The organism is Polaromonas sp. YR568 (assembly GCF_943369675.1).
Taxonomy (GTDB): Bacteria; Pseudomonadota; Gammaproteobacteria; order Burkholderiales; family Burkholderiaceae_C; genus Polaromonas.
The window spans coordinates 40,875-61,415 of record NZ_CALROB020000023.1 but is presented as its reverse complement, the minus strand read 5'-3'; the positions used below and the strand labels follow the sequence as shown (position 1 = coordinate 61,415).

Annotated in this window: 22 protein-coding genes and 2 tRNA genes; 14 read left to right on the top strand and 10 right to left on the bottom strand. The window is 63.1% G+C overall.

Translation table 11 applies throughout. The features are described from left to right. Positions 1-105: 105 nt before the first annotated feature. From mutM to mutY, 3 genes are all read left to right on the top strand, one after another. Complete coding sequence (mutM, locus tag ACLV8F_RS14130; RefSeq protein WP_411884830.1) at positions 106-921, top strand: bifunctional DNA-formamidopyrimidine glycosylase/DNA-(apurinic or apyrimidinic site) lyase; 816 nt, start codon at positions 106-108, stop codon at positions 919-921. 79 nt (positions 922-1,000) lie between these two features. Next, positions 1,001-2,980, top strand: coding sequence for a dynamin family protein (locus ACLV8F_RS14125; protein ID WP_411884829.1), 1,980 nt, complete (start codon positions 1,001-1,003; stop codon positions 2,978-2,980). A 62-nt stretch (positions 2,981-3,042) separates the two neighbouring features. Beyond that, positions 3,043-4,134 (top strand): A/G-specific adenine glycosylase, encoded by a 1,092-nt coding sequence (gene mutY, locus ACLV8F_RS14120; RefSeq protein WP_411884828.1) that lies wholly within the window; start codon positions 3,043-3,045, stop codon positions 4,132-4,134. Here the strand turns inward: mutY and rapZ are convergent. Genes rapZ through ACLV8F_RS14105 form a run of 3 tightly spaced genes read right to left on the bottom strand, consistent with a single transcriptional unit; the run spans position 4,131 to position 7,534 of the window. After that, a complete protein-coding gene (gene rapZ / locus ACLV8F_RS14115) occupies positions 4,131-4,997 on the bottom strand; it encodes an RNase adapter RapZ (RefSeq protein ID WP_411884827.1) in 867 nt (288 codons plus the stop codon). The two genes, mutY and rapZ, sit on opposite strands and share 4 nt — an antisense overlap. Next, complete coding sequence (recN, locus tag ACLV8F_RS14110) at positions 4,997-6,640, bottom strand: DNA repair protein RecN (RefSeq protein WP_411884826.1); 1,644 nt, start codon at positions 6,638-6,640, stop codon at positions 4,997-4,999. Before recN ends, rapZ begins: the two co-directional genes overlap by 1 nt. 18 nt (positions 6,641-6,658) lie before the next feature. Continuing rightward, positions 6,659-7,534, bottom strand: coding sequence for an NAD kinase (locus tag ACLV8F_RS14105; RefSeq protein ID WP_411884825.1), 876 nt, complete (start codon positions 7,532-7,534; stop codon positions 6,659-6,661). 48 nt (positions 7,535-7,582) lie between these two features. On the opposite strand from ACLV8F_RS14105, the gene hrcA reads away from it, so the two are divergent. From hrcA to greB, 5 genes are all read left to right on the top strand, one after another. Next, entirely contained in the window at positions 7,583-8,602 is a 1,020-nt protein-coding gene (gene hrcA, locus ACLV8F_RS14100) for a heat-inducible transcriptional repressor HrcA (protein ID WP_411884824.1), read from the top strand. Between the two features lie 45 nt (positions 8,603-8,647). Then, a tRNA-Ile gene (locus ACLV8F_RS14095) sits at positions 8,648-8,724 on the top strand. Positions 8,725-8,751: 27 nt separating this feature from the next. After that, positions 8,752-8,828 (top strand) — tRNA-Arg (locus ACLV8F_RS14090). A 170-nt stretch (positions 8,829-8,998) separates the two neighbouring features. Then, positions 8,999-9,253, top strand: coding sequence for a hypothetical protein (locus tag ACLV8F_RS14085; protein ID WP_411884823.1), 255 nt, complete (start codon positions 8,999-9,001; stop codon positions 9,251-9,253). A 44-nt stretch (positions 9,254-9,297) separates the two neighbouring features. Beyond that, positions 9,298-9,864 carry a transcription elongation factor GreB gene (gene greB, locus ACLV8F_RS14080; RefSeq protein ID WP_411884822.1) on the top strand — a complete coding sequence of 189 codons (567 nt, stop codon included), beginning with the start codon at positions 9,298-9,300 and terminating at the stop codon, positions 9,862-9,864. An 8-nt stretch (positions 9,865-9,872) separates the two neighbouring features. Here the strand turns inward: greB and ACLV8F_RS14075 are convergent, their stop codons facing one another. The 4 genes from ACLV8F_RS14075 to ACLV8F_RS14060 form a co-directional block, all read right to left on the bottom strand. After that, entirely contained in the window at positions 9,873-12,119 is a 2,247-nt protein-coding gene (locus ACLV8F_RS14075) for a RelA/SpoT family protein (RefSeq protein WP_411884821.1), read from the bottom strand. Between the two features lie 109 nt (positions 12,120-12,228). Continuing rightward, the gene (gene rpoZ / locus ACLV8F_RS14070) at positions 12,229-12,432 is read right to left on the bottom strand and encodes a DNA-directed RNA polymerase subunit omega (RefSeq protein ID WP_411884820.1); all 204 of its coding nucleotides are present in this window, start codon (positions 12,430-12,432) and stop codon (positions 12,229-12,231) included. Between the two features lie 41 nt (positions 12,433-12,473). Next, positions 12,474-13,094, bottom strand: a complete 621-nt coding sequence (gmk, locus tag ACLV8F_RS14065; RefSeq protein ID WP_411884819.1) for a guanylate kinase — start codon at positions 13,092-13,094, stop codon at positions 12,474-12,476. Between the two features lie 62 nt (positions 13,095-13,156). Then, on the bottom strand, positions 13,157-14,074 hold the full coding sequence (locus ACLV8F_RS14060; RefSeq protein ID WP_411884818.1) for a YicC/YloC family endoribonuclease: 918 nt from the start codon (positions 14,072-14,074) through the stop codon (positions 13,157-13,159). Positions 14,075-14,150: 76 nt separating this feature from the next. On the opposite strand from ACLV8F_RS14060, the gene ACLV8F_RS14055 reads away from it, so the two are divergent. The 6 genes from ACLV8F_RS14055 (at position 14,151) to ACLV8F_RS14030 (ending at position 18,975) form a co-directional block, all read left to right on the top strand. Then, complete coding sequence (locus ACLV8F_RS14055; protein WP_348046394.1) at positions 14,151-15,158, top strand: serine/threonine-protein kinase; 1,008 nt, start codon at positions 14,151-14,153, stop codon at positions 15,156-15,158. Further along, a complete protein-coding gene (locus tag ACLV8F_RS14050; RefSeq protein WP_411884817.1) occupies positions 15,155-16,057 on the top strand; it encodes a PP2C family protein-serine/threonine phosphatase in 903 nt (300 codons plus the stop codon). The genes ACLV8F_RS14055 and ACLV8F_RS14050 overlap by 4 nt, the downstream gene beginning before the upstream one ends. A 101-nt stretch (positions 16,058-16,158) precedes the next feature. After that, on the top strand, positions 16,159-16,887 hold the full coding sequence (rph, locus tag ACLV8F_RS14045; protein WP_411884816.1) for a ribonuclease PH: 729 nt from the start codon (positions 16,159-16,161) through the stop codon (positions 16,885-16,887). Positions 16,888-16,900: 13 nt separating this feature from the next. Beyond that, complete coding sequence (gene rdgB, locus ACLV8F_RS14040) at positions 16,901-17,521, top strand: RdgB/HAM1 family non-canonical purine NTP pyrophosphatase (protein WP_411884815.1); 621 nt, start codon at positions 16,901-16,903, stop codon at positions 17,519-17,521. A 16-nt stretch (positions 17,522-17,537) separates the two neighbouring features. Next, positions 17,538-18,731 (top strand): radical SAM family heme chaperone HemW, encoded by a 1,194-nt coding sequence (gene hemW / locus ACLV8F_RS14035; RefSeq protein WP_411884814.1) that lies wholly within the window; start codon positions 17,538-17,540, stop codon positions 18,729-18,731. Positions 18,732-18,756: 25 nt separating this feature from the next. After that, positions 18,757-18,975, top strand: coding sequence for a hypothetical protein (locus ACLV8F_RS14030; protein WP_411884813.1), 219 nt, complete (start codon positions 18,757-18,759; stop codon positions 18,973-18,975). A 38-nt stretch (positions 18,976-19,013) separates the two neighbouring features. On the opposite strand, the gene ACLV8F_RS14025 is transcribed toward ACLV8F_RS14030, so the two are convergent. The 3 genes from ACLV8F_RS14025 to ACLV8F_RS14015 all read right to left on the bottom strand — a co-directional run bounded on the left by ACLV8F_RS14025 (position 19,014) and on the right by ACLV8F_RS14015 (position 20,541). After that, positions 19,014-19,316, bottom strand: a complete 303-nt coding sequence (locus tag ACLV8F_RS14025) for an I78 family peptidase inhibitor (protein WP_411884812.1) — start codon at positions 19,314-19,316, stop codon at positions 19,014-19,016. A gap of 435 nt (positions 19,317-19,751) precedes the next feature. Further along, positions 19,752-19,937, bottom strand: a complete 186-nt coding sequence (locus ACLV8F_RS14020; protein WP_411884811.1) for a YegP family protein — start codon at positions 19,935-19,937, stop codon at positions 19,752-19,754. A 142-nt stretch (positions 19,938-20,079) separates the two neighbouring features. Then, positions 20,080-20,541 (bottom strand): hypothetical protein, encoded by a 462-nt coding sequence (locus tag ACLV8F_RS14015; RefSeq protein ID WP_411884810.1) that lies wholly within the window; start codon positions 20,539-20,541, stop codon positions 20,080-20,082.

The following is a 20,541-nucleotide window of genomic DNA, read 5'->3' as shown; positions in this document are numbered from 1 at the left end:
GCTCCCGCTTTACCCCGCGGTTACTCAAGCCTTTTTATGGCCGGCGTTACGCATCAAGGTAAACAGCCCTTGTGCCGACGGGCCGGCGCCCCACCTGTCAAACCTATGCCTGAACTGCCCGAAGTCGAAGTCACCCGCCTGAGTTTTGCGGACCGCATCGCGGGCGCGCGCATCGAGAGCGTCGAAATGGGCAAGCCGCTGCGCTGGCCGCTGGGCTGCCAGCCGCGCCAGCTGGCCGGCCGGCAGGTGCTGGCGGTGCGCAGGCGCGGCAAGTACCTGCTGGTGGACTTGAGCGAGGGCCTGCTCATGATTCACCTCGGGATGTCCGGCAGCGTCACTTTTGGCTCGGGCTTCCCCGCGCCCGGCAAACACGATCACTTTGAGATGGTCACCAGCCTGGGAACCCTGCGCCTGAACGACCCGCGCCGTTTTGGTGCAGTGGTGTATGCCGGGGACGAAAGCTCTGCTGCCGCGCAAAAGCTGCTGGGCCGGCTGGGCGTGGAGCCGCTCGGCGACGAATTTGACGCCGCCGGCTTCCATCAGGCGCTCAAGCTGCGGCAGACGCCCATCAAACAGGTCTTGCTGGGCGGCGAGGCCGTGGTCGGCGTCGGCAATATTTACGCCTCCGAGGCGCTTTTCCTGGCGGGCATACGCCCCACCACCCGGGCCAGCCGCATCAGCAAGCCTCGCGCGGCGCTGCTTCACGCGGCCATCCGGCAGGTGCTGGCACAGGCTGTTACAAAAGGCGGCAGCACCTTGCGCGATTTCTCGAATGCCTGGGGGGAGTCGGGCTATTTTCAGCTCGAGGCCATGGTCTACGACCGCGCCGGCGAGCCCTGCCGGGTGTGCGCCACCCCCGTCAAAAGCATTCGCCAGGGCCAGCGTTCGACCTTTTATTGCGCGACTTGCCAGAAACCGTGAGCCCGGGGTCCGTAGACCCGCTGATGGTTCTTTCGGGGCTGCGATGCTATATTGACCGACCACACTTAACGGAAGACCGATGTCTTTTAACGAACAATTTGACCAGCATGGCGCTTGGCGGCGTGAATTTGCACTGCGCCTGAAGCTGCTCGCTGAGTGGATGAAAGACCATGACCTGCTCGACGCTGCCGTCGAGGAGCGTCTGCAGCGGCTTGAATCCCAGGTGCGTTCCGACAAGGTCATGGTGGCTTTTGTGGCGGAATTCTCACGCGGCAAGTCCGAACTGATCAACGCGATCTTTTTTGCCGGCTACGGCCGCCGCATCATGCCGGCCAGCGCCGGCCGCACCACCATGTGCCCGACCGAGCTGGGCTATGACGCTGACGTGCCGCCCTGCCTGCGCCTGTTGCCCATCGAGACGCGCCTGCAAAAACAGGCGCTCATGGAGTGGCGCTCGGCACCCGAGAAGTGGACGCGGCTGGACCTGGACGTCAACGACCCCGCGCAACTGGCGCAGGCCCTGGAAAAAGTCGCCGAAGTGCGCCACGTCACCAAGGACGAAGCCCGCGCCCTCGGCTTCTGGCACGACGCGAATCCCGACGACAACCCGCTGGCCGGCCCCGACGGCCTGATCGAGGTGCCCAAGTGGCGCCACGCGCTCATCAACATCGCCCACCCGCTGCTCAAGCAGGGCCTGGTGATCCTGGACACGCCAGGCCTCAACGCCATAGGCGCGGAGCCCGAACTGACGGTGAGCCTGATTCCGCAGGCGCATGCCGTGGTTTTCATCCTCGCGGCGGACACCGGCGTCACCAAGTCCGACCTGGCAATCTGGCGTGAGCATCTGATCACCGAGGGCGAAGGCGTCGACGCCCGCCTGGTGGTGCTCAACAAGATAGATACCCTGTGGGATGCGCTGAGCACGCCCGAGCAGATCAAAGCCCAGATAGACCGGCAACGCGCGACTTCGGCTGAAATCCTCGGCCTGCCGGAATCTCAGGTCATCCCCGTTTCCGCCCAAAAGGGGCTGGTGGCCAAGGTCACCCGCGACAAGGCCTTGCTGGAAGCCAGCCACCTGCCGGCGCTCGAGCTGGCGCTGGGCCAGGGTGTGATGGGGCAGCGCCAGAAAATCCTGCGCACGGCGGTGGCCGCCGGCATCGGCGAGCTCAGGACGGAAGCCGGACGCGCCATGCATATACGCCGGCGCGACCTGGCCGAGCAGATGATCGAGCTGCGCGGCCTGCGCGGCAAAAACGTGTCGGTGATCAAGCACATGCGCACGCGCATCGAGCAGGAACAGGCCGAGTTCGACACCAGCGGCTCCAAGATCCATGCGGTGCGCTCGGTCCACCTCAAGATGCTGCGCGACCTGTTCAACCTGCTCAGCACGCCGACCCTCAAGGCCGAGCTGGCCGAACTCACGCACGCGCTGAAGCAGCCGGGCATCAAGCTGGGCGTCAAAAAAGCTTATGGGCAGACCTTCTCGCGCCTGCGCGAGGGCCTGCAGAAGTCGCAGATCCTGAGCGGCGAAATCCAGTCCATGCTGACCGCGTCCTTCCGACAGCTCAATGCCGAATTCAGCTTTTCGCTGCAGGCACCCAAAGAGCCCGAACTGGTCCGCTACGAACACGACCTCGAGCTGATAGAGCGCAGCCACCTGCAGTACCTCGGCCTCGGCAACGTGATCAAACTGTCCCAGGCGGATTTTTCCGAGCGCCTGGTGCGCGCGCTGGCCACGCGCCTGCGCGTGGTTTACGAGACCGCGCTGGGCGAGGTCGAGCTCTGGAACAAGTCGGCGGCTTCGCAGCTTGACGCCCAGTTGCGCGAGCGTCGCCGCAATTTCGGCCGCAGGCTGGAAGCCATTGAGCGCATCCAGCAGGCCGCATCAGGCCTGGACGAGCGTATCGCCGAGATCGACGAGCAGGAAGGCGTGCTCAATGAGCTGGACAACAAGCTCACCGAGCTGACCGCACACCTGATGGGCGGCCCTTCGGCGCAGGACAAGGCGCAGGGCGCCAAGGCTGCCGCCGACGCCGCGGCCATGCCCGAGGCGGCCTGAGCGTTGCCGGCGGGTCTTCCAGTTTTACTGCGCCTTCGTCCTTCCAAGGCGCAAAGCCGGCGATGAAGCAAGCCGTCCCGCAAACCCTGCCTTCCGGTTTTTCCGCGGAGATCGTCCGCTGGCAAGGCGCGCATGGGCGCAACAGCCTGCCCTGGCAGAACACGCGTGACCCTTACCGCGTGTGGCTGTCCGAAATCATGCTGCAGCAGACCCAGGTTTCCACGGTCCTCGATTACTACGCCCGTTTCCTTGAACGCTTTCCGACGGTCGCCGAACTGGCTGCGGCGAGTGAAGACGAAGTCCTCGGCTTATGGAGCGGGCTGGGCTACTACAGCCGCGCGCGCAACATGCATCGCTGCGCCAAAGATGTCATGGCCCTGCATGGCGGCAGCTTTCCGCCCACGGCCGAGTTGCTGCAGACCTTGCCCGGCATAGGCCGTTCAACGGCAGCCGCCATTGCCTCTTTCTGCTTCGCCGAGCGCGTCGCCATCCTGGACGGCAACGTCAAGCGGGTGCTCACGCGGGTGCTGGCGTTTTCCGCCGACCTGGCGCAAAGCGCCAATGAAAAAGCCCTGTGGAACCTGGCGACGGAGTTGCTGCCCAAGCGGGACCTGGCGAATGCCATGCCGCGCTATACCCAAGGCCTGATGGACCTGGGCGCATCAATCTGCGCCGGGCGCCGGCCGCAATGCCTGCTGTGCCCTGTGCAGAAGCTGTGCCGCGGTTTTGCCGAGGGCGATCCCGGCAAATACCCCGTCAAGACGCGCAAGCTCAAGCGCAGCGCCCAGGGCCTGAGCCTGTTGTGGGCGCAGCGCCCCGATGGCTCGGTCTGGTTGGAAAGGCGTCCCGGCCGCGGCGTCTGGGGCGGCCTGTATTGCCTGCCCGTGTTTGACAGCGACGACGAGTTGAAGGCGGTGCTGCCGGCTTCGCTGCAATCGCGGCTTGATCCCTTGCCGCAGTTTGTGCACGTGCTGACCCACAAGGACTTATACCTGTCGCCGTGGGTCGCGGGTTTGGGCGCCGGCCAGTCCTTGCCCAAGACGGTGGTGTCAGAGGAGCGGCCGGGTGCGTGGTTCAGCCCGGATGCGTGGCCTGCCTTGGGCCTGCCCGCGCCCATACGCAAGCTGCTGGTCACCCAGGCTTCCGGGGTTTAGCCTGCGTCCAGTTCGCGGTGCCGCTTCAGCGTGCGCCAGTGCGGGCTGAAAGCCGCCGTCAGCGCTTCGACCAGGTAAACCGAACGGTGCTGACCGCCCGTGCAGCCTATGGCCACCGTCACGTAGCTGCGGTGGTCGCGCACCAGCGCGCCCAGCCAGTGCTTGAGGAATTGCTCGATGTGGCTGAACATCTCACCGACCTCGGAATGCCCCTTGAGGTAGTCCACCACGGGCTGGTCGCGTCCCGTCAACAGGCGCAGGCCGGATTCGTAATGCGGGTTGGGCAGCATGCGCACGTCGAAAACATAGTCGGCGTCCAGCGGCACGCCGCGCTTGAACGCGAAAGATTCGAAGACCAGCGTCAGCTGTGTGATGGGCGATGAAATCAGCGACTTCACATAACCCTGCAGTTGCGAAGACCGGATCATGCTGGTGTCCAGCACGTGGGCCTGCTCGCGCATTTCACCGAGCAGTTCGCGCTCCAGTTCGATGGCATCCACCAGCGCGCGGTGCTGGTCCGACGCGTCTATGCGCGACAGCGGGTGCAGCCGCCGTGTTTCGGAAAAGCGGCGCACCAGGGTTTCCGTGTTGGCGTCCAGGAACAGCGACTGAACCACCACGCCGGATTCGCGCAGCTGGCGCAGTTGCTGGGGCACCAGCGGCAGCGAGGTCGCGCTGCGCACGTCCATGGCGATCGCCACCTTCTGCGCGCCGTGCTTTTGCTCCAATGCGACGAAAGGCGTGAGCAGCTCCGGCGGCAGGTTGTCGACACAGTAATAACCAGCATCTTCCAGCGCATGCAGGGCCACCGATTTCCCGGAGCCCGACATGCCGGTGATGAGGACCATTTCCAGAGCCGCCATCACTGTCCCAGCATTTCCTTGGCATGGGCCAATGTGGTGCCGGAGAGGCGCTCGCCGCCCAGCATGCGGGCGATTTCAGCGACGCGCTGTTCGCCGTTCACATGGTCGACGGTGCTGATGGTGCTGCCGTTTTCGGCGCGCTTGGCGACCACCAGGTGCTGGTCGGCGCAGGCCGCCACCTGGGGCAGGTGAGTGACCGCCATGACCTGGCGGTCCTTGCCCAATTGCTTCATGAGGCGGCCCACGGTTTCGGCGACGGCGCCGCCCACACCCGAATCCACCTCGTCAAAAATCAAAGTTTCGGCCTGGCCGAGCTGGCTGGTGGTGACGGCAATCGCCAGTGCAATGCGCGACAGCTCACCGCCGGATGCCACTTTGCCGACGGGGCGCGGCGTGCTGCCGCTGTGGCCCGCGACCAGGAATTCGGCCTGTTCCAGCCCGTGCTGGGCCGGTTGTTCGAGTTTGCCGAGCGCCACGTCGAATTTGCCGCCCTGCATCCCCAGGCCCTGCATGGCCTGGGTGATGGCCTTGGCCAGTTGGGGCGCGGCCTTGGTGCGCGCCTTGGACACCTTGCCCGCTTCTTCGAGGTAAGCCGCCTTGGCCTGGCTCTCGTTCTTTTCAAGCTGGGCCAGGTCGGCCGCGGCATTGAGTTTTTGCAGCTCGGCTTGCCAGGATGCAAGCAGTTCCGGCAGTTCGGCCGGCGTGCGTTTGTAGCGTCGCGCCAGGCTGACCCACTGCGACAGGCGCTCGTCGAGTTCGGCCAGGCGCTGAGGCTCCAGCTCGGCATGCCGGGCATAACCGTTGAGGGAGTGGACCGTGTCTTCCATCTGCGCCAGCGCGCCGTTCAGGACTTCGACCATGGCCTTGAACTCGGGCTCTATGTGTTCCTGGTTTTGCAGCGCGGCAATCGCGCGGCCCAGCAGCGCGTTGGCGTTCTCGTCGGATTCCTGCAGGGCATCGACCGCGATCTGCACCGCGTCGCGCAAGGCCTGGGCGTTCGACAGGCGGCCGTGCTGGGCATTGAGGTCGTCCCACTCGTCGGCGCCGGGCGCGAGCTTGTCGACTTCGCCGATCTGCCAGGCCAGGCGCTCGCGTTCGCGCTGCAGGCTGTCCTGGGCATCGCGCGCTTCGGCCAGTGTTTTCTGCGCCACACGCCATTGTTGCCAGCGGCGCGAGAGTTCGTCGGTGGAAACGTCGGCATAGGAGTCCAGCAGGCCGCGCACCGCGTCGGGCCGCGTCAGGCTTTGCCAGGCGTGCTGGCCGTGGATGTCCACCAGCTGGTCGGCGATTTCCTTGAGCTGCGTGGCGGTCGCCGCGCTGCCGTTGATCCAGGCCCGGCTTTTTCCCTGCACATCTATCGTGCGGCGCAGCAGCAGGCTGTCGCCGCCGTCGAAGCCGGCCTGCTCCAGCCAGGGGGCCAGGCTTTTGGGGCTGTCGAACTCGGCGCTGATCTCGCAGCGCGCCGCGCCTTCGCGGATCACACCGGCGTCGGCGCGCGCGCCCAGCGCCAGTTGCAGCGCGTCGATCAAAATGGATTTGCCGGCGCCGGTTTCACCGGTCAGCACCGTGAACCCGCCGGACAGGTCCAGCTCGAGTTCGTGGACGATGACGAAGTCGCGAAGCGAGATGCTTTTAAGGCTCATGGCTTTGTTCCGGGCCGTTCAGGCCACGCCTTCATTCCAGTGAAGTTTCTTGCGCAAGGTATCAAAATAGCTCCAGCCCTTGGGGTGCAGGAAGCGCATCTGGTGCTCCGAACGCCTGACGGTGATACGGTCGCCGTGCAGCAGGCTGGCCAGCGACTGCATGTCGAAATTGGCGCTGGCGTCGCGGCCCGCGACGATTTCAATCGTGATTTCGCCCGAATCGGACAGCACGATGGGCCGGTTGGACAGGGTGTGCGGCGCGATAGGCGCCAGCACCCAGCCGGCAATCGACGGGTGCAGCAAGGGGCCGCCGGCGGAAAGGGCATAGGCCGTGGAGCCGGTCGGCGAGGCGATGATCAGGCCGTCGGCGCGCTGGTTGGCCACGAAGCGGCCGTCGACCTCGACGCGAAGTTCCACCATGCCGGCGGTCGCACCGCGGTTGACCACCACGTCGTTCATGGCGGTGGCGCTGAAGACACAGCGGCCGTCGCGCACCACCTTGGCCTGCATCATCCAGCGGCGGTCTTCCTCGTATTCGCCGCGCAGCATGGGGATCAGGGTGCTCTGGTAGTCCTCGAAGGCAATGTCGGTGATGAAGCCGAGCCGGCCCTGGTTGATGCCCACCAGCGGGATGCCGAACTGGGCCAGCAGCCGGCCTATGCCCAGCATGGTGCCGTCTCCGCCCACCACCAGGGCCAGATCGCATTGCGCCCCTATGCCAGCTGTATCAAGCGTGGGGAACTGCGTAAGGCCGGTGTTGCTGGCGGTGTCCTGCTCGATCGCGACCTCGCAGCCCTGGGTGCCCAGGAAATGCGCGATGTCCTCCAGCGCGGACCGGGAACCTTGTGCGTGGTACTTGCCGATCAGAGCGACATGGCGGAATTGCGACTTCATCGGCAAATTACATCACAACATCCGGCCCAAGCTTCGTAGAATGTCCGCATGCTTGATGATCGTGCGCGGTTGCTACTCAAAGCGCTGGTAGAGCGCTACATTGCCGACGGGCAGCCTGTGGGCTCACGCACGCTGTCCAAGGCCTCCGGCCTGGAGCTGTCGCCCGCCACCATACGCAACGTCATGAGCGACCTCGAGGAGCTGGGCCTCATCGTCAGCCCGCACACCTCGGCCGGCCGCATTCCCACGGCGCGCGGCTACCGCCTATTCGTCGACACCATGCTGACCACGCAGCGTGACGCGTTCCCCGCATCCGGCCAGATAGGCGCGCCCCGGCTGGCGCCCGACCAGCCGCAGAAGGTGCTCAGCAACGCCGCGCACATGCTGTCCAGCCTTTCCCAATTCGTCGGCGTGGTCATGGCGCCGCGCCGCACATCGGTGTTTCGCCACATCGAATTTTTGCGCCTGTCGGAAAAACGCTTCCTGGTGATCATCGTCTCGCCCGACGGCGATGTGCAGAACCGGGTCATCTTCACCGAGGCCGACTACACCCAGTCGCAACTGGTGGAGGCCGCCAATTTCCTCAACTCGCACTACGCCGGCATGGCCATCGAGGAAGTGCGCGAGCGCCTGAAAAACGAGGTTGAGGCGCTCAGGGGCGAAATTGCCACGCTGATGCAGGCCGCGGTCAAGGTCAGCTCCGAAGCCATCGAGTCGCGCGACGAGGTCGTCATCTCCGGCGAGCGCAACCTGCTGGCCGTCAGCGATTTTTCCGGCGACATGGGCAACCTGCGCAAGCTGTTCGACCTGTTCGAGCAAAAGGCGCAACTGATGCGCCTGCTCGACGTGTCCAGCCGCGCCGAGGGCGTGCGCATCTATATAGGCGGCGAAAGCCAGGTCATTCCCTACCAGGAGCTCTCGGTAGTGACCGCGCCCTATGAGGTCGACGGCCAGGTCGTGGGCACGCTGGGCGTCATAGGCCCGATGCGCATGCCCTACGAAAAAATGATCCAGATTGTCGACATCACCTCCAAACTGGTCAGCACGGCCCTCAGCCACAGCAAGTAGGCCCTGAACAGGGTTCTCGGGGCCCTTACAATCGCTGTCTTGTGTGGGGCGTTAGCTCAGTTGGTTAGAGCAGAGGACTCATAATCCTTTGGTCGAGTGTTCAAGTCACTCACGCCCTACCATTTAAATAAGCTATAATTTGAGGCTTAGCGGCTGTAGCTCAGTTGGATAGAGTACTTGGCTACGAACCAAGGGGTCGTGGGTTCAATTCCTGCCAGCCGCACCACTTTTATTAGTGATTTCAATAGCCTAGAGGCGTAAGCCTCTAGGCTATTTTTCTTTGTGCGAACGGTTTGCGGGTGGTTTTAGTGGTTTTCCTGGGGCTGTCCGGCACTCAATGGGCTGTACGCCCGGCAAGGGCTCCGTTATTCTGGAAGCTTATTCCGGAGGAGAGACATGGGATCACTGAACGTCGAGGACCACGGCGAATGGCTGAGTTTTGGCCTGTCGCATGCAGGCAGCACCATCCCCGTGAGGATTTCGCGCGAGGCGATGGAGGAGTTTTTCGGCGCCGTTCCGGAGCCGGATTCCCTCAAAAAGGCCTATGAGCGCGATGCTGAAATGATTCATGCGCGCGCCGCCGACATGGTTGTGCAGGGGGTTAACTACACGTCCGACAATCCCCTGCGGCTGAATATGGAAGATTTTTAGGTGCATTCGCGGCCGGCGGCCATGAATGCTATGGTGGCCGGAGCATGAACAAAGCCTTTACCAAAGAAACCGACGCTGAGGACGACGAGCCGGCGCTCCCGCCGCTGCCCGCGGGTGGTAAAAACTACATCACGCCGCAGGGTTACGAGCGTCTGCGCGGCGAACTGCTGGACCTGATCGACAACGAGCGGCCGAAAATGGTGGAAATCGTCCACTGGGCCGCCAGCAACGGCGACCGCTCGGAAAACGGCGACTACCACTACGGCAAAAAGCGGCTGCGGGAAATCGACCGCCGTATCCGCTTTCTGACCCAAAGGCTGGAAATCGCCGAAATCAGCAACCCTTCACTCCACCACGGCAGCGACCAGGCCTTCTTCGGCGCCACGGTGACCTATGCCGATGACAGCGGGGCCGAGCGCGTCGTGACCATCCTGGGCATCGACGAAGCCAACAGCGCCTTGGGACAAATCAGCTGGATATCGCCGGTTGCCAGGGCACTGCTTAAATCACGGGTGGGGGACGAGGTGAGCCTGGTGACGCCGCAGGGCGTGCAGACACTGGAAGTGCTCAAGGTCAACTATCCGGCGCCAGGCGAGCGGACGGCTGGCTGACCAGCAGGCTAAGCGGTCGACTTGGCCCGTTGCACTCGCAGTACGGAAGGCGTGCGCTTGACGCTGCGCAGCGCCGAAGCCAGGTGCACGCGGTCGCGCACCGCCACGCCAAAGCGCAGGTCCGTCGCGTCATGCGAGGGCTCATGCTCCATGTCGACGTGCGTGATGTCGGCCTCGGCGCTGGCCAATGCCGCCGCCACGCGCGCCAGCACGCCCTTGCCGTTGGAGACGGTGACCAGCAGGTTGGTCTCAAACGTGCGCACCGGTTCGTCCGACCAGTCTACCGCGATGAAGCGCTCACTGTCGCGATGCTGCAGGCGCTTGGCGACGGCGCAGTCGTCGGTATGGATGACCAGGCCTTCGCCGCGGCCCAGGTAACCCACGATGCCGTCGCCCGGGATGGGCCGGCAGCAGGGCGCGAACTGCACCGAAGCGCCTTCGCTGCCGTCTATCACCAGCCCGCCTTGCGACACTGATTCGTGGGCGGTGTAGCGCTCGCGGCTCATCAGCAGCGCATTGGGTTTTTCGCCGGTCTCGGCCAGCAGCGTCACGATGCGTTTGGCCACCATGCTGGCGATGCGCTTGCCCAGGCCGATGTCGGTCAGCAAATCGGCGCGCGTGCGGTTGCCGGTAAAACGCAGGATTTTTTCCCAGGTCGCGTGGTGGGCTTCGTCGTCCTCGGGCAGGCGCTCGCGCTCTATGCCTTCGGCGCGCAACGCCTGGGCGAGCATTTTTTCGCCCAGGTCCTGCGATTCCGACAGCGCCATAGTCTTGAGGTGATGGCGTATCTTGGAGCGCGCCTTGCCGGTGCGCACAAAGCCCAGCCAACCCGGATTCGGGCTGGAGACCGAGGCCGTGATGATCTCGATCACGTCGCCGTTGTGCAGTTCCGAGCGCAGCGGGACCTGTTCGCCGTTGACCTTGGCGGCCACGGCGCGATGGCCCACGTCGCTGTGGATGGCGTAGGCGAAGTCGACGATGGTCGCGCCGCGCGGCATGGCCATGATCTGGCTTTTCGGCGTGAACACATAAACCGCCTCGGGGAACAGGTCGATCTTGACGTGGTCCCAGAACTCGGCGGCGTCGCGCGTTTCCTGCTGGATGTCCAGCAGCGACTGCAGCCACTGCGTGCCCAGGCGCTGCGAGGCATCGCTGTCCGGGTCGGTCGCCTTGTACAGCCAGTGGGCCGCAACGCCGGACTCGGCCACCACATGCATGGCGTCGGTGCGCATCTGGAACTCGATGTTGGTGCCGAAAGGGCCGACCAGTGTGGTGTGCAGCGACTGGTAGCCGTTGATCTTGGGGATCGCGATGTAGTCCTTGAACTTGCCGGGCAGCGGTTTGTACAACTGGTGCAGCACGCCCATCGCCGTGTAGCAGGCGGTCAGGTCTTTCACGATCACCCGGAAGCCGTAGAGGTCGGTGACCTGCGCGAAGGACAGGTGCTTTTCCTCCATCTTGCGGTAGATGGAATACAGCGTCTTTTCGCGCCCCGAGATGACCACGGGCACCTGTGCGTTGGCGAAGGCCGACTCGACCTCGCCCTGCACGCGCTTGATCACGTCGCGGCGGCGACCGCGTGCGCGTTGCAGCGCCTTGGTCAGCGTGGCGTAGCGCCAGGGGTGCAAGTGCTGGAAGGACAGGTCCTGCAGTTCGCGGTAAGTGGTGTTCAGGCCCAGGCGGTGGGCGATGGGCGCGTAGATGTCCAGGGTTTCACGCGAGATCCGGGTCCACTTGGCGCGGGGCACGTCGCCCAAGGTGCGCATGTTGTGGGTGCGGTCGGCCAGCTTGATCAGGATGACCCGCACGTCACGCGCCATGGCCAGCAGCATCTTGCGGAAGGACTCGGCCTGGTTTTCCTCGCGCGTGTTGAATTCGAGTTTTTCGAGCTTGGTCAGCCCGTCCACCAGTTCGGCCACCGGTGCGCCGAAGCGCTCGATCAGCTCGGGCTTGGTGACGCCGCAGTCTTCAATGGCGTCGTGCAGCAGGGCCGCCATGAGCGCCTGCGCGTCCAGCTTCCACTCGGCGCATTGTTGCGCGACGGCGATCGGGTGGGTGATGTAGGGCTCGCCGCTGTTGCGCAGCTGGCCCAGGTGGGCCTCATCGGCAAAACGGTAGGCGCGGCGGACGTTGTCGATGTCGGCGGCGCTCAGGTAGTCCAGCCTGGCCGTGAGCGCGGCAAAACTCGCGGCCGCTGCGTTGGCGGCGGCCGGGGTCGATTTGCTGGCAACTACGGGCGAAAGCATGGCGCTCATGCCTCAAATGTATCGCGGCATGAAAAAAATTTGAGAAAAATGGACTTTATGGAGGCTGAAATGAAAAAAGCACCGAGATTCGGTGCTTTTTGCGAAGCAGAGAGGGTTCTCAGCTTGGGACTTTTTTCAGCATTTCGAGGCCGACTTTGCCTTCGGCGATTTCACGCAGGGCGGTCACGCCGGGCTTGTTCTTGCTTTCGATCTTGGGGGCATGGCCCTGGCTCAGCATGCGCGCGCGGTAGGTGGCGGCCAGAACCAGCTGGAAGCGGTTCGGGATTTTCTCGAGGCAGTCTTCAACGGTAATGCGGGCCATGATGATCTCCGGTGTGATCGATAAGGTGAAAAGCGGTGAATTCAGGGAATTTGAAGGGCCTGGAAGGTCTCGGCACGGGCACGCCGCTGGGCCGAAAACTTGAGCCGCTGGGCATGCACAATGGTTTTCAGGTCGAAAACTGCCCGCTCAAACAACTCGTTGATTATAACGAAGTCGAATTCCCGGGCCTGGGCCATCTCGGCGGCCGCGTTCTTGAGGCGCAATTCGATGACTTCGGCGCTGTCCTCGCCGCGCCGCTGCAGGCGCGAGCGCAGTTCTTCCCAGCTCGGCGGCAGGATGAAAATCAGCACCGCATTGGCGAAAATTCGCTTGATGTTGATGGCGCCCTGGAAGTCGATCTCCAGGATCACGTCGGCGCCGGTGGCGACGCGCTCTTCAATCGTCTGGCGCGAAGTGCCGTAACGGTGGCCGTGCACATGGGCCCATTCGAGGAAGGAGTCGCGCAGCACCATGCCGTCGAAGTCCTCGGGTGACGCGAAAAAGTACTCCCTGCCGTGCTTTTCCTGCCCGCGCGGGGGGCGGGTGGTGTGCGACACCGCCGGCTGGATGCGCGAATCCAGCTCCATCAGGGCCTTTACCAGGCTGGATTTGCCCGCCCCGCTGGGGGCGGCCACGACAAAAAGGTTTCCGGGATAGTCCATGCGTACAGGCGTTGATTGCTTATTAATTAGAGGGCTTTGGGGTGGCAAGGGCGGCCGGGACTTTATTCAATGTTCTGGACCTGCTCGCGGATCTGCTCGATCAGCACCTTCATGTCCACGGATATGCGGGTGAGCTCCAGCGACGCGGATTTGGAGCCCAGTGTATTGGCTTCGCGGTGCAGTTCCTGGATCAGGAAGTCCAGGCGCTTGCCCAGTTCCCCGCCGGCGGCCAGCAGGCGGTCGATCTCGTCGAGGTGCGAGGACAGCCGGGTGATTTCTTCCGCCACGTCGATACGGATGGCGAAGGCGGTGGCCTCGGTCAGTGCCCGGTCCTGGGCGATTTCCGGCAGCGTGGCGCTTTCGGACAGGGCCATGGCCTCTTTCCAGCGCTCCAGGAAGCGGTTTTTCTGCTGCTCCACGAGCTTGGGGACCATGGGCTCGGCCAGAGCGGCCAGCGCGCGCAGCTGCGCCGTGCGGTCCAGCAGCATTTCCGCCAGGCGCGCGCCCTCCCGTTCGCGGGCCGCCATCAGCTCCTTGAGGGCTTTTTTGGCCAGCTTGACCAGCTCTTCGCTGTAGTCATGTGGTTTTTTGTCTTCATTCGTCGCAATTCTGAGAATATCTGCGACGCTCAGCGCCGCGGCCTGCGGCAACCATGATTTGATGCTGTCTTCCAGGGAGCCCAGGCGCTGCAGCGTGGCCGAGGAGGGCGCGCGCAGGTTGCCCGAGGTTGCGCTTTCCAGCGAGACGCGGACTTCGACCTTGCCGCGCTTGAGTTTGGCCGTCAGCAGTTCACGCAGCGCCGGTTCGGCTTGGCGCAGCTCGTCGGGCAGGCGGAAGGCCAGGTCCAGGAAGCGGCTGTTGACCGAGCGTATTTCGACGCCCAGGCGCGAGCTGGCATCGGGGCCCGATTCAGTCTCCGGGCCGGATTGCGCCATGCTCGATTGCACGGTCGCATAACCCGTCATGCTGTAAACTGACATTTGTAGAACGCTTTACTAGACTAGAGAGAGAACCAAGACCAAGCTGGCCATTGTCATGCTTGGGTAACCCCAAATTATGTCAAAGGTCAAGCCTGCACCATTGCCGCCCGACACCGTCATTGGTGGCTATCGTGTTGTGCGAAAGCTTTCGGCCGGTGGCTTCGGGGTAGTTTACTTGGCCGTCGACAACGAGGGCCAGCAGGTCGCCATCAAGGAATACCTGCCGTCCTCCCTGGCCAGCCGCTCCCCCGGCGAGCTGCTGCCCCAGGTCCAGGCGGAAAAACTCTCGCTGTACCGCCTCGGCCTCAAGAGTTTCTTCGAAGAAGGCCGCTCCCTCGCCCAGATTTCCCACGGTTCCGTCGTCAGCGTGCTGAATTTCTTCCGCGAGAACGAAACCGTCTACATGGTGATGAACTACCTGGAAGGCGGCACCCTCCAGGACTTCATCATCACGGCCCGCGAGCTCAAAAAGCAGAAGGTCTTCCGCGAATCCACCATCCGCTCGCTGTTCGACGAAATCCTGCGCGGCCTGCGCATCGTGCACCAGCACAAGATGCTGCACCTGGACATCAAGCCGGCCAACATCTTCATCACCGACGACAACCGCGCCGTGATGATCGACTTCGGCGCCGCCCGCGAGGTGCTGAGCAAGGAAGGCAACTTCATCCGCCCCATGTACACGCCCGGCTTCGCCGCGCCCGAGATGTACCGCCGCGACTCCTCCATGGGCCCCTGGACCGACATTTACGCCATAGGCGCCTGCATTTACGCCACCATGCAGGGCTATCCGCCCAACGACGCGCCCCAGCGCCTCGAAAAAGACCGTCTGTCGCTTGCCCTGTCGCGTTTGCGCGGCGTCTATTCCGACAACCTGATCGAGGTTGTAGAGTGGTGCATGTCGCTCGATCCGCTGTCACGCCCCCAGTCGGTGTTCGCCCTGCAAAAAGAGCTGAGCCGCGAAGGCGAGCGCCGCTACACCAAGCTCACCGTCAGCGAAAAGGTTCGCCTGCAGTTTGACAACATGGTGTCCGACACCAAAAAAACCGCGCGCAAGGCCACCGGCTACGCGACGAAATTCAAATGAAATTCTCAGTCTTTCAGGTAAGCCGTAAAGGCGGGCGCGAGAAGAACGAAGACCGCATGGGCTATTGCTACACGCGCGAATCGGGGCTTTTTGTGCTGGCCGACGGCATGGGCGGCCACCCTGAAGGCGAAGTGGCGGCCCAGCTCGCCCTGCAGACCATCTCGGCGCTCTACCAGAAGGAAGCGCGCCCCGTTATCGAAGACACCACCGAATTCCTCTCCACCGCCCTGATGGCGGCGCACCACCAGATCATCCGCTACGCCAGCGAAAAAGGCATGCTCGACACGCCCCGCACCACGCTGGTGGCCGCCATTTTGCAAGGCACGGGCGCCACCTGGGTGCACTGCGGCGATTCGCGCCTGTACGTCGTGCGCGACGGCGAGATGCTCACGCGCACCCGCGACCATTCCTATCTTGAGCAGCAAAGCGCCGGTGTCATCAAGCTCGAGCGCATCAACCGCAACATCCTGTTCACCTGCCTCGGTTCGCCCACCAAACCCGTCTTTGACGTCACCGGCCCCGTCACCCTGCAGCAGGGCGACAAGCTGCTGCTGTGCTCCGACGGACTCTGGGGCAGCCTCAGCGACGCCGAAATCGTGCGCCAGCTGGCCAGCAAAGGTGTCTCCGACGCGGTGCCCGACCTGGTCGAAAATGCCCTGCGCACCGGCGGCGAGCACAGCGACAACGTCACCGTGCTGGCCATGGAATGGGAAACCCCGGACGCCTTCGAGTCCACCCGCGGCGTTTCCACCGACAGCATCATGGACGGCGTTTTTGCCTCCACCATCCAGGCCGGCGTGCTCGACAGCATGGTCGACGACCTCGACGAAGCCACGATCGAGCGATCCATCGCCGAGATCAACGAAGCGATTCGCCGCTCGGCCGCCAGAAAAGCCTGATACCGGCTTTGGCTCCGGCCGGCGCCGCCGGGCCATTGCCTCTTCCCTCTACTTTTTACTGCAGATCCCTCCGGCGTTTTTTGCCAGAAAGCCCCATTTCCATGAGCCAATTTGAACGAAGCGGCGCGCGCGCCGCCGACGCCCTGCGCAGCGTGCGCATCACCCGCGGCTACACCGCCTACGCCGAAGGCTCCGTGCTGATCGAATTCGGCGGCACCAAGGTGCTCTGCACCGCCTCCGTCGAAGAAAAAGTCCCCGGCCACAAAAAAGGCAGCGGCGAAGGCTGGGTCACCGCCGAATACGGCATGCTGCCCCGCGCCACCCACACCCGCAGCGACCGCGAAGCCGCCCGCGGCAAACAAAGCGGCCGCACGCAGGAAATCCAGCGCCTGATCGGCCGCTCCATGCGCTCGGTGTTTGACCTCAAGAAACTCGGCGAACGCACCATACACCTCGACTGCGACGTCATTCAGGCCGACGGTGGCACCCGCACCGCCAGCATCACCGGCGCCTTCGTCGCCGCGCAGGATGCGGTCAACACCCTGATCGCCGGCGGCAAGCTCACGCAAAGCCCCATCATCGACCACGTCGCCGCCATCTCCGTCGGCATCGTGCAGGGCACGCCGCTGCTGGACCTCGAATACACCGAAGACTCCGCCTGCGACACCGACATGAACGTCGTCATGACGGGCGCCGGCAACTACGTCGAAGTGCAGGGCACGGCCGAAGGCGCGGCCTTCTCGCGCAAGGAAATGGACGCGCTGCTCGTGCTCGCCGAAAAAGGCATCCGCGAGCTGGTCGGCCTGCAAAAGCAGGCGCTGGCCGGTTGACCGCCTGCCGCCCATGAAAAAAATCGTTTTAGCCTCCAACAACCAGGGCAAGCTCGCCGAGCTCAAGGCCATGTTCGCGCCCCTGGGGCTTGAGCTCGTCAGCCAGGCCGAGCTCGGCCTGCCCGAGGCCGAAGAACCCTTTCGCACCTTTGTCGAAAACGCCCTCACCAAAGCCCGCCAGGCCTCCCGCCTGAGCGGCCTGCCCGCGCTGGCCGACGATGCGGGCCTGTGTGTCGACGCCTTCGGCGGCCTGCCCGGCGTCGACACCGCCTTCTACGCCACCCGCTACGGCTACACCAAGGGCGACGACAACAACGTCAAGGCCTTGCTTGAGCAGATGGCCCACCTGCCTGATCCCGCCCAGCGCCGCGCCGCGCTGGTCAGCACGCTGGTGGCCGTGCGCTCCGACAAAGACCCCGAGCCGCTGATCGCCTCCGGCCGCGTCGCCGGGCAGATCGCCGCACAGCCTGTGGGCGAGAACGGTTTCGGCTTCGACCCGGTCATGTTCATCCCCGAGTTCGGCAAAACCTTTGCCCAACTGCCCGTCGAAGTCAAAAACGCCAACAGCCACAGAGGCAAGGCCGCGTGCCGCATGATTGAATTGATGCGCGAACAATGGCTGTCCGCGGCCTGACATCCTGAATACCGCCATGGCCCCGCAGCAAGACATCCAGCACTACATGCGCAGCGGCACGCTGCAGCTGGCCGCGCTGCCGCCGCTGTCGCTCTATGTGCACCTGCCCTGGTGCATACGCAAATGCCCGTATTGCGACTTCAACTCGCATGAAGCCGTCGGCGAGATGCCCGAGCAGCGCTACATCGACGCGGTGATCGCCGACCTCGAAGCCGCGCTGCCCCTGGTCTGGGGCCGCACCGTGCACAGCATCTTCATAGGCGGCGGCACGCCGAGCCTGTTTTCACCGCAGGCCATAGACCGCCTGCTCGCCGACATACGCGCGCGCCTCAGGCTCGAGGCCGATTGCGAAATCACCCTCGAAGCCAACCCCGGCACCTTCGAGAAAGACCGCTTCAAGGCTTTTCGCGCCGCCGGCGTCACCCGCCTGTCCGTCGGCGTGCAAAGCTTTGACGACAAACACCTGAAAGCCCTGGGCCGCGTGCATGACCGCGCCCAGGCCATCGCCGCGGTCGAAGAGGCCGCCCAGGCCTTCGACACGTTCAACCTCGACATCATGTATGCGCTGCCCGGCCAGACCATGGACAACCTCGCGCAGGACATGCGCCAGGCCCTGGCCCTGCAGCCGCCGCACATATCGATTTACCACCTGACGATAGAGCCCAACACCTACTTCGCCAAATTCCCGCCCGTGGTGCCCGAAGAAGACACGGCCTACGCCATGCTCGACACCATCACCGAAATGACCGAGGCCGCCGGCCTGCGGCGTTATGAAGTCTCGGCCTATGCCAAAGCCGGCCATCAATGCTTTCATAACCTCAACTACTGGCAGTTCGGCGACTACCTGGGCATAGGCGCCGGCGCCCACAGCAAGCTCAGCTTCGCGCACCGCGTGGTCCGCCAGGTGCGCTACCGCGAACCCAAGCTGTACATGGAAAAAGCCCTGGCCGGCGAAGCCGTCACGCAAGAAACCGAAGTCAGCCGCGCCGACCTGCCGTTTGAGTTCATGCTCAACGCCCTGCGCCTGCGCGACGGCTTCAAGCTGCAGGACTTTGCCGAGAAGACCGGCCTGCCTTTCACCGCCATCCAGCAAGGCCTGGACGAAGCCGAACGCAAGGGTTTGATAGAACGCGACTTCGCGCACGTCAAACCCACCGAACGCGGCTTTGATTTTTTGAACGACCTGCAATCACTGTTCCTGGCCGGCTGAAAAGCGCAAGGCTACTATCCACCGCATGGAAACTCCCGCCATCATCTTTCTCGTTGTCAGCTGCGCCATCAGTTTCGGCCTGGGGCGGCTGTTTGTGCACTTCCGCGACAAGAAACGCAAGAAGGCGGCCGAAGAGCGCGCAGCCCAGATACTGCGAAATCGCCCGGCCGAGCCCGAGTCGCTCAACAAGGCCAAACGCAAGCGGCAGCTCCAGCAGCAGGCCGTTAAAAACGGCAAGCGCTGATTCCCCAGCGCCGTAGCCGTTGCTCTATACGGGCAGCATCAACCGCAGCTGACCCGCGTCACGCGGCCCGCATCGTCCACCGAGAGGCTCAGCCGCTCGGCATTGAACTCCATGGTCACGATCTGGTTGGGCTTGAGCGTCCGGACCGTCTTTGCGCCGGCGCGTGCGCGCGCCTCGTTCTCCAGCGCGGCGTCCGCATTGCGGCCGACGGCGAACTGGGCCGGTGCGGCGTTGCAGCGGCCTGATACGGGCGCGGGCTCGGGTGCTTGGCCGGTTGTAGGAGTGCCGCAGGCTGACACCAGTACAGAGGTAGAGGCAACGATAGAGATTAGCAAACGCATGGTGAAGTCCTTTCGAACGGCAGCACCTGAAATCGGTGCCGCACGATTATTAGGCAACCTAACATTCCCACCTTAGCGCCTGATGACGGCATCGCAAATGAGATGCATAGCTGTACTTCTGTAGGCGCAAGCCTAGGGAGCCAACGAGGGCAATGGCTTGCAACGCTTTGTGGGGAAAGGGTTCGGACAGAGACTTGGATGGGTCGGCGCGAGGGGGTGACCTGCAATTAAATGCCTGTGAGCAGTCAGGCTAATTGTTTGCCGAATTGCGTCGACGTGCCGGCCGAGATCGTCGCCGGCATCGAGGAATACATGAAGTTCAAGAATCTCACGAAAGCCGCGGTGATTACGAAGCTTGTTAAAACGCAACTGCTAAGAAAGCACTGACAGCGACTTACGAAAACGCTCGCCAAAAATTGCAGGCCAACCGTTCGGTTACGAGACGGTTTCAACAAATGGGGTCTGCCGGTTGGTGTCCATGATCAAATTCACCACGTCAACACAATCCTGCCGATTGAAGTAGCTTTCACCGCTCGCGATAACTCTGTTGTTGCCTGCCACCAACCGCCAACGCCACTGAGTGCCGCCGTTGACCGTAACCGGATAGAGTTGATATTGCATGTTCAAGCTCCATGCTCATTTAAGAGCGTTGCAAAAATCCGAGTCGTTTAATCAATCAATTCAACGATTTAAATACCTCTCGGTAGTCAAATTCTCACTTTTAATCGCACTTCACTCGTCCTCTACTTGAAGAAGTCAACCGCTAGGCACCAATAAATTTGAGTAGCCGATCGAGAACATCAATCTTGCCTCGAGCAGCGTCAAACTCGGCGCGGCTAATGCGCTTCTCAATCAGCCCTTGGCAGCATGCGTCATCAGCAAAGTGGTCTTTAAAAAGTCGCTTCTGATCTGCCGAAGAGCCATATTTAGCTTTTCCCACGATATCAAGTAACCATGCTTCAAGGCAAGGGTCTGACGCCAGAAGCGTGACCTTCTTTTTAGCCGCACGCTGTTGGACTGCATGAGTCCAATCCGTATCCGTATCTAACAACGCAGCCACGGCATTGAATCCACCTTGCACAGCTTGTCGAATGGTGTAATCGACGACGTGGCCGGCACCTTTCCCTCGAGCGTTTCCGATTGATATTTTGTGACCTTGATTGCCGCTTGTATACAGAGTTCTAATATATTGAAGTAAGTAGACCTCTGCATATCCCTCTCCCAC

What these genes read in the sequence shown, in the direction of transcription:
- mutM (WP_411884830.1), top strand. Translation starts at nt 106, where the DNA reads ATGCCTGAACTGCCCGAAGTCGAAGTCACCCGCCTGAGTTTTGCGGAC.
- ACLV8F_RS14125 (WP_411884829.1), top strand. Translation starts at nt 1,001, where the DNA reads ATGTCTTTTAACGAACAATTTGACCAGCATGGCGCTTGGCGGCGTGAA.
- mutY (WP_411884828.1), top strand. Translation starts at nt 3,043, where the DNA reads ATGAAGCAAGCCGTCCCGCAAACCCTGCCTTCCGGTTTTTCCGCGGAG.
- rapZ (WP_411884827.1), bottom strand. Translation starts at nt 4,997, where the DNA reads ATGGCGGCTCTGGAAATGGTCCTCATCACCGGCATGTCGGGCTCCGGG.
- recN (WP_411884826.1), bottom strand. Translation starts at nt 6,640, where the DNA reads ATGAGCCTTAAAAGCATCTCGCTTCGCGACTTCGTCATCGTCCACGAA.
- ACLV8F_RS14105 (WP_411884825.1), bottom strand. Translation starts at nt 7,534, where the DNA reads ATGAAGTCGCAATTCCGCCATGTCGCTCTGATCGGCAAGTACCACGCA.
- hrcA (WP_411884824.1), top strand. Translation starts at nt 7,583, where the DNA reads ATGCTTGATGATCGTGCGCGGTTGCTACTCAAAGCGCTGGTAGAGCGC.
- ACLV8F_RS14085 (WP_411884823.1), top strand. Translation starts at nt 8,999, where the DNA reads ATGGGATCACTGAACGTCGAGGACCACGGCGAATGGCTGAGTTTTGGC.
- greB (WP_411884822.1), top strand. Translation starts at nt 9,298, where the DNA reads ATGAACAAAGCCTTTACCAAAGAAACCGACGCTGAGGACGACGAGCCG.
- ACLV8F_RS14075 (WP_411884821.1), bottom strand. Translation starts at nt 12,119, where the DNA reads ATGAGCGCCATGCTTTCGCCCGTAGTTGCCAGCAAATCGACCCCGGCC.
- rpoZ (WP_411884820.1), bottom strand. Translation starts at nt 12,432, where the DNA reads ATGGCCCGCATTACCGTTGAAGACTGCCTCGAGAAAATCCCGAACCGC.
- gmk (WP_411884819.1), bottom strand. Translation starts at nt 13,094, where the DNA reads ATGGACTATCCCGGAAACCTTTTTGTCGTGGCCGCCCCCAGCGGGGCG.
- ACLV8F_RS14060 (WP_411884818.1), bottom strand. Translation starts at nt 14,074, where the DNA reads ATGTCAGTTTACAGCATGACGGGTTATGCGACCGTGCAATCGAGCATG.
- ACLV8F_RS14055 (WP_348046394.1), top strand. Translation starts at nt 14,151, where the DNA reads ATGTCAAAGGTCAAGCCTGCACCATTGCCGCCCGACACCGTCATTGGT.
- ACLV8F_RS14050 (WP_411884817.1), top strand. Translation starts at nt 15,155, where the DNA reads ATGAAATTCTCAGTCTTTCAGGTAAGCCGTAAAGGCGGGCGCGAGAAG.
- rph (WP_411884816.1), top strand. Translation starts at nt 16,159, where the DNA reads ATGAGCCAATTTGAACGAAGCGGCGCGCGCGCCGCCGACGCCCTGCGC.
- rdgB (WP_411884815.1), top strand. Translation starts at nt 16,901, where the DNA reads ATGAAAAAAATCGTTTTAGCCTCCAACAACCAGGGCAAGCTCGCCGAG.
- hemW (WP_411884814.1), top strand. Translation starts at nt 17,538, where the DNA reads ATGGCCCCGCAGCAAGACATCCAGCACTACATGCGCAGCGGCACGCTG.
- ACLV8F_RS14030 (WP_411884813.1), top strand. Translation starts at nt 18,757, where the DNA reads ATGGAAACTCCCGCCATCATCTTTCTCGTTGTCAGCTGCGCCATCAGT.
- ACLV8F_RS14025 (WP_411884812.1), bottom strand. Translation starts at nt 19,316, where the DNA reads ATGCGTTTGCTAATCTCTATCGTTGCCTCTACCTCTGTACTGGTGTCA.
- ACLV8F_RS14020 (WP_411884811.1), bottom strand. Translation starts at nt 19,937, where the DNA reads ATGCAATATCAACTCTATCCGGTTACGGTCAACGGCGGCACTCAGTGG.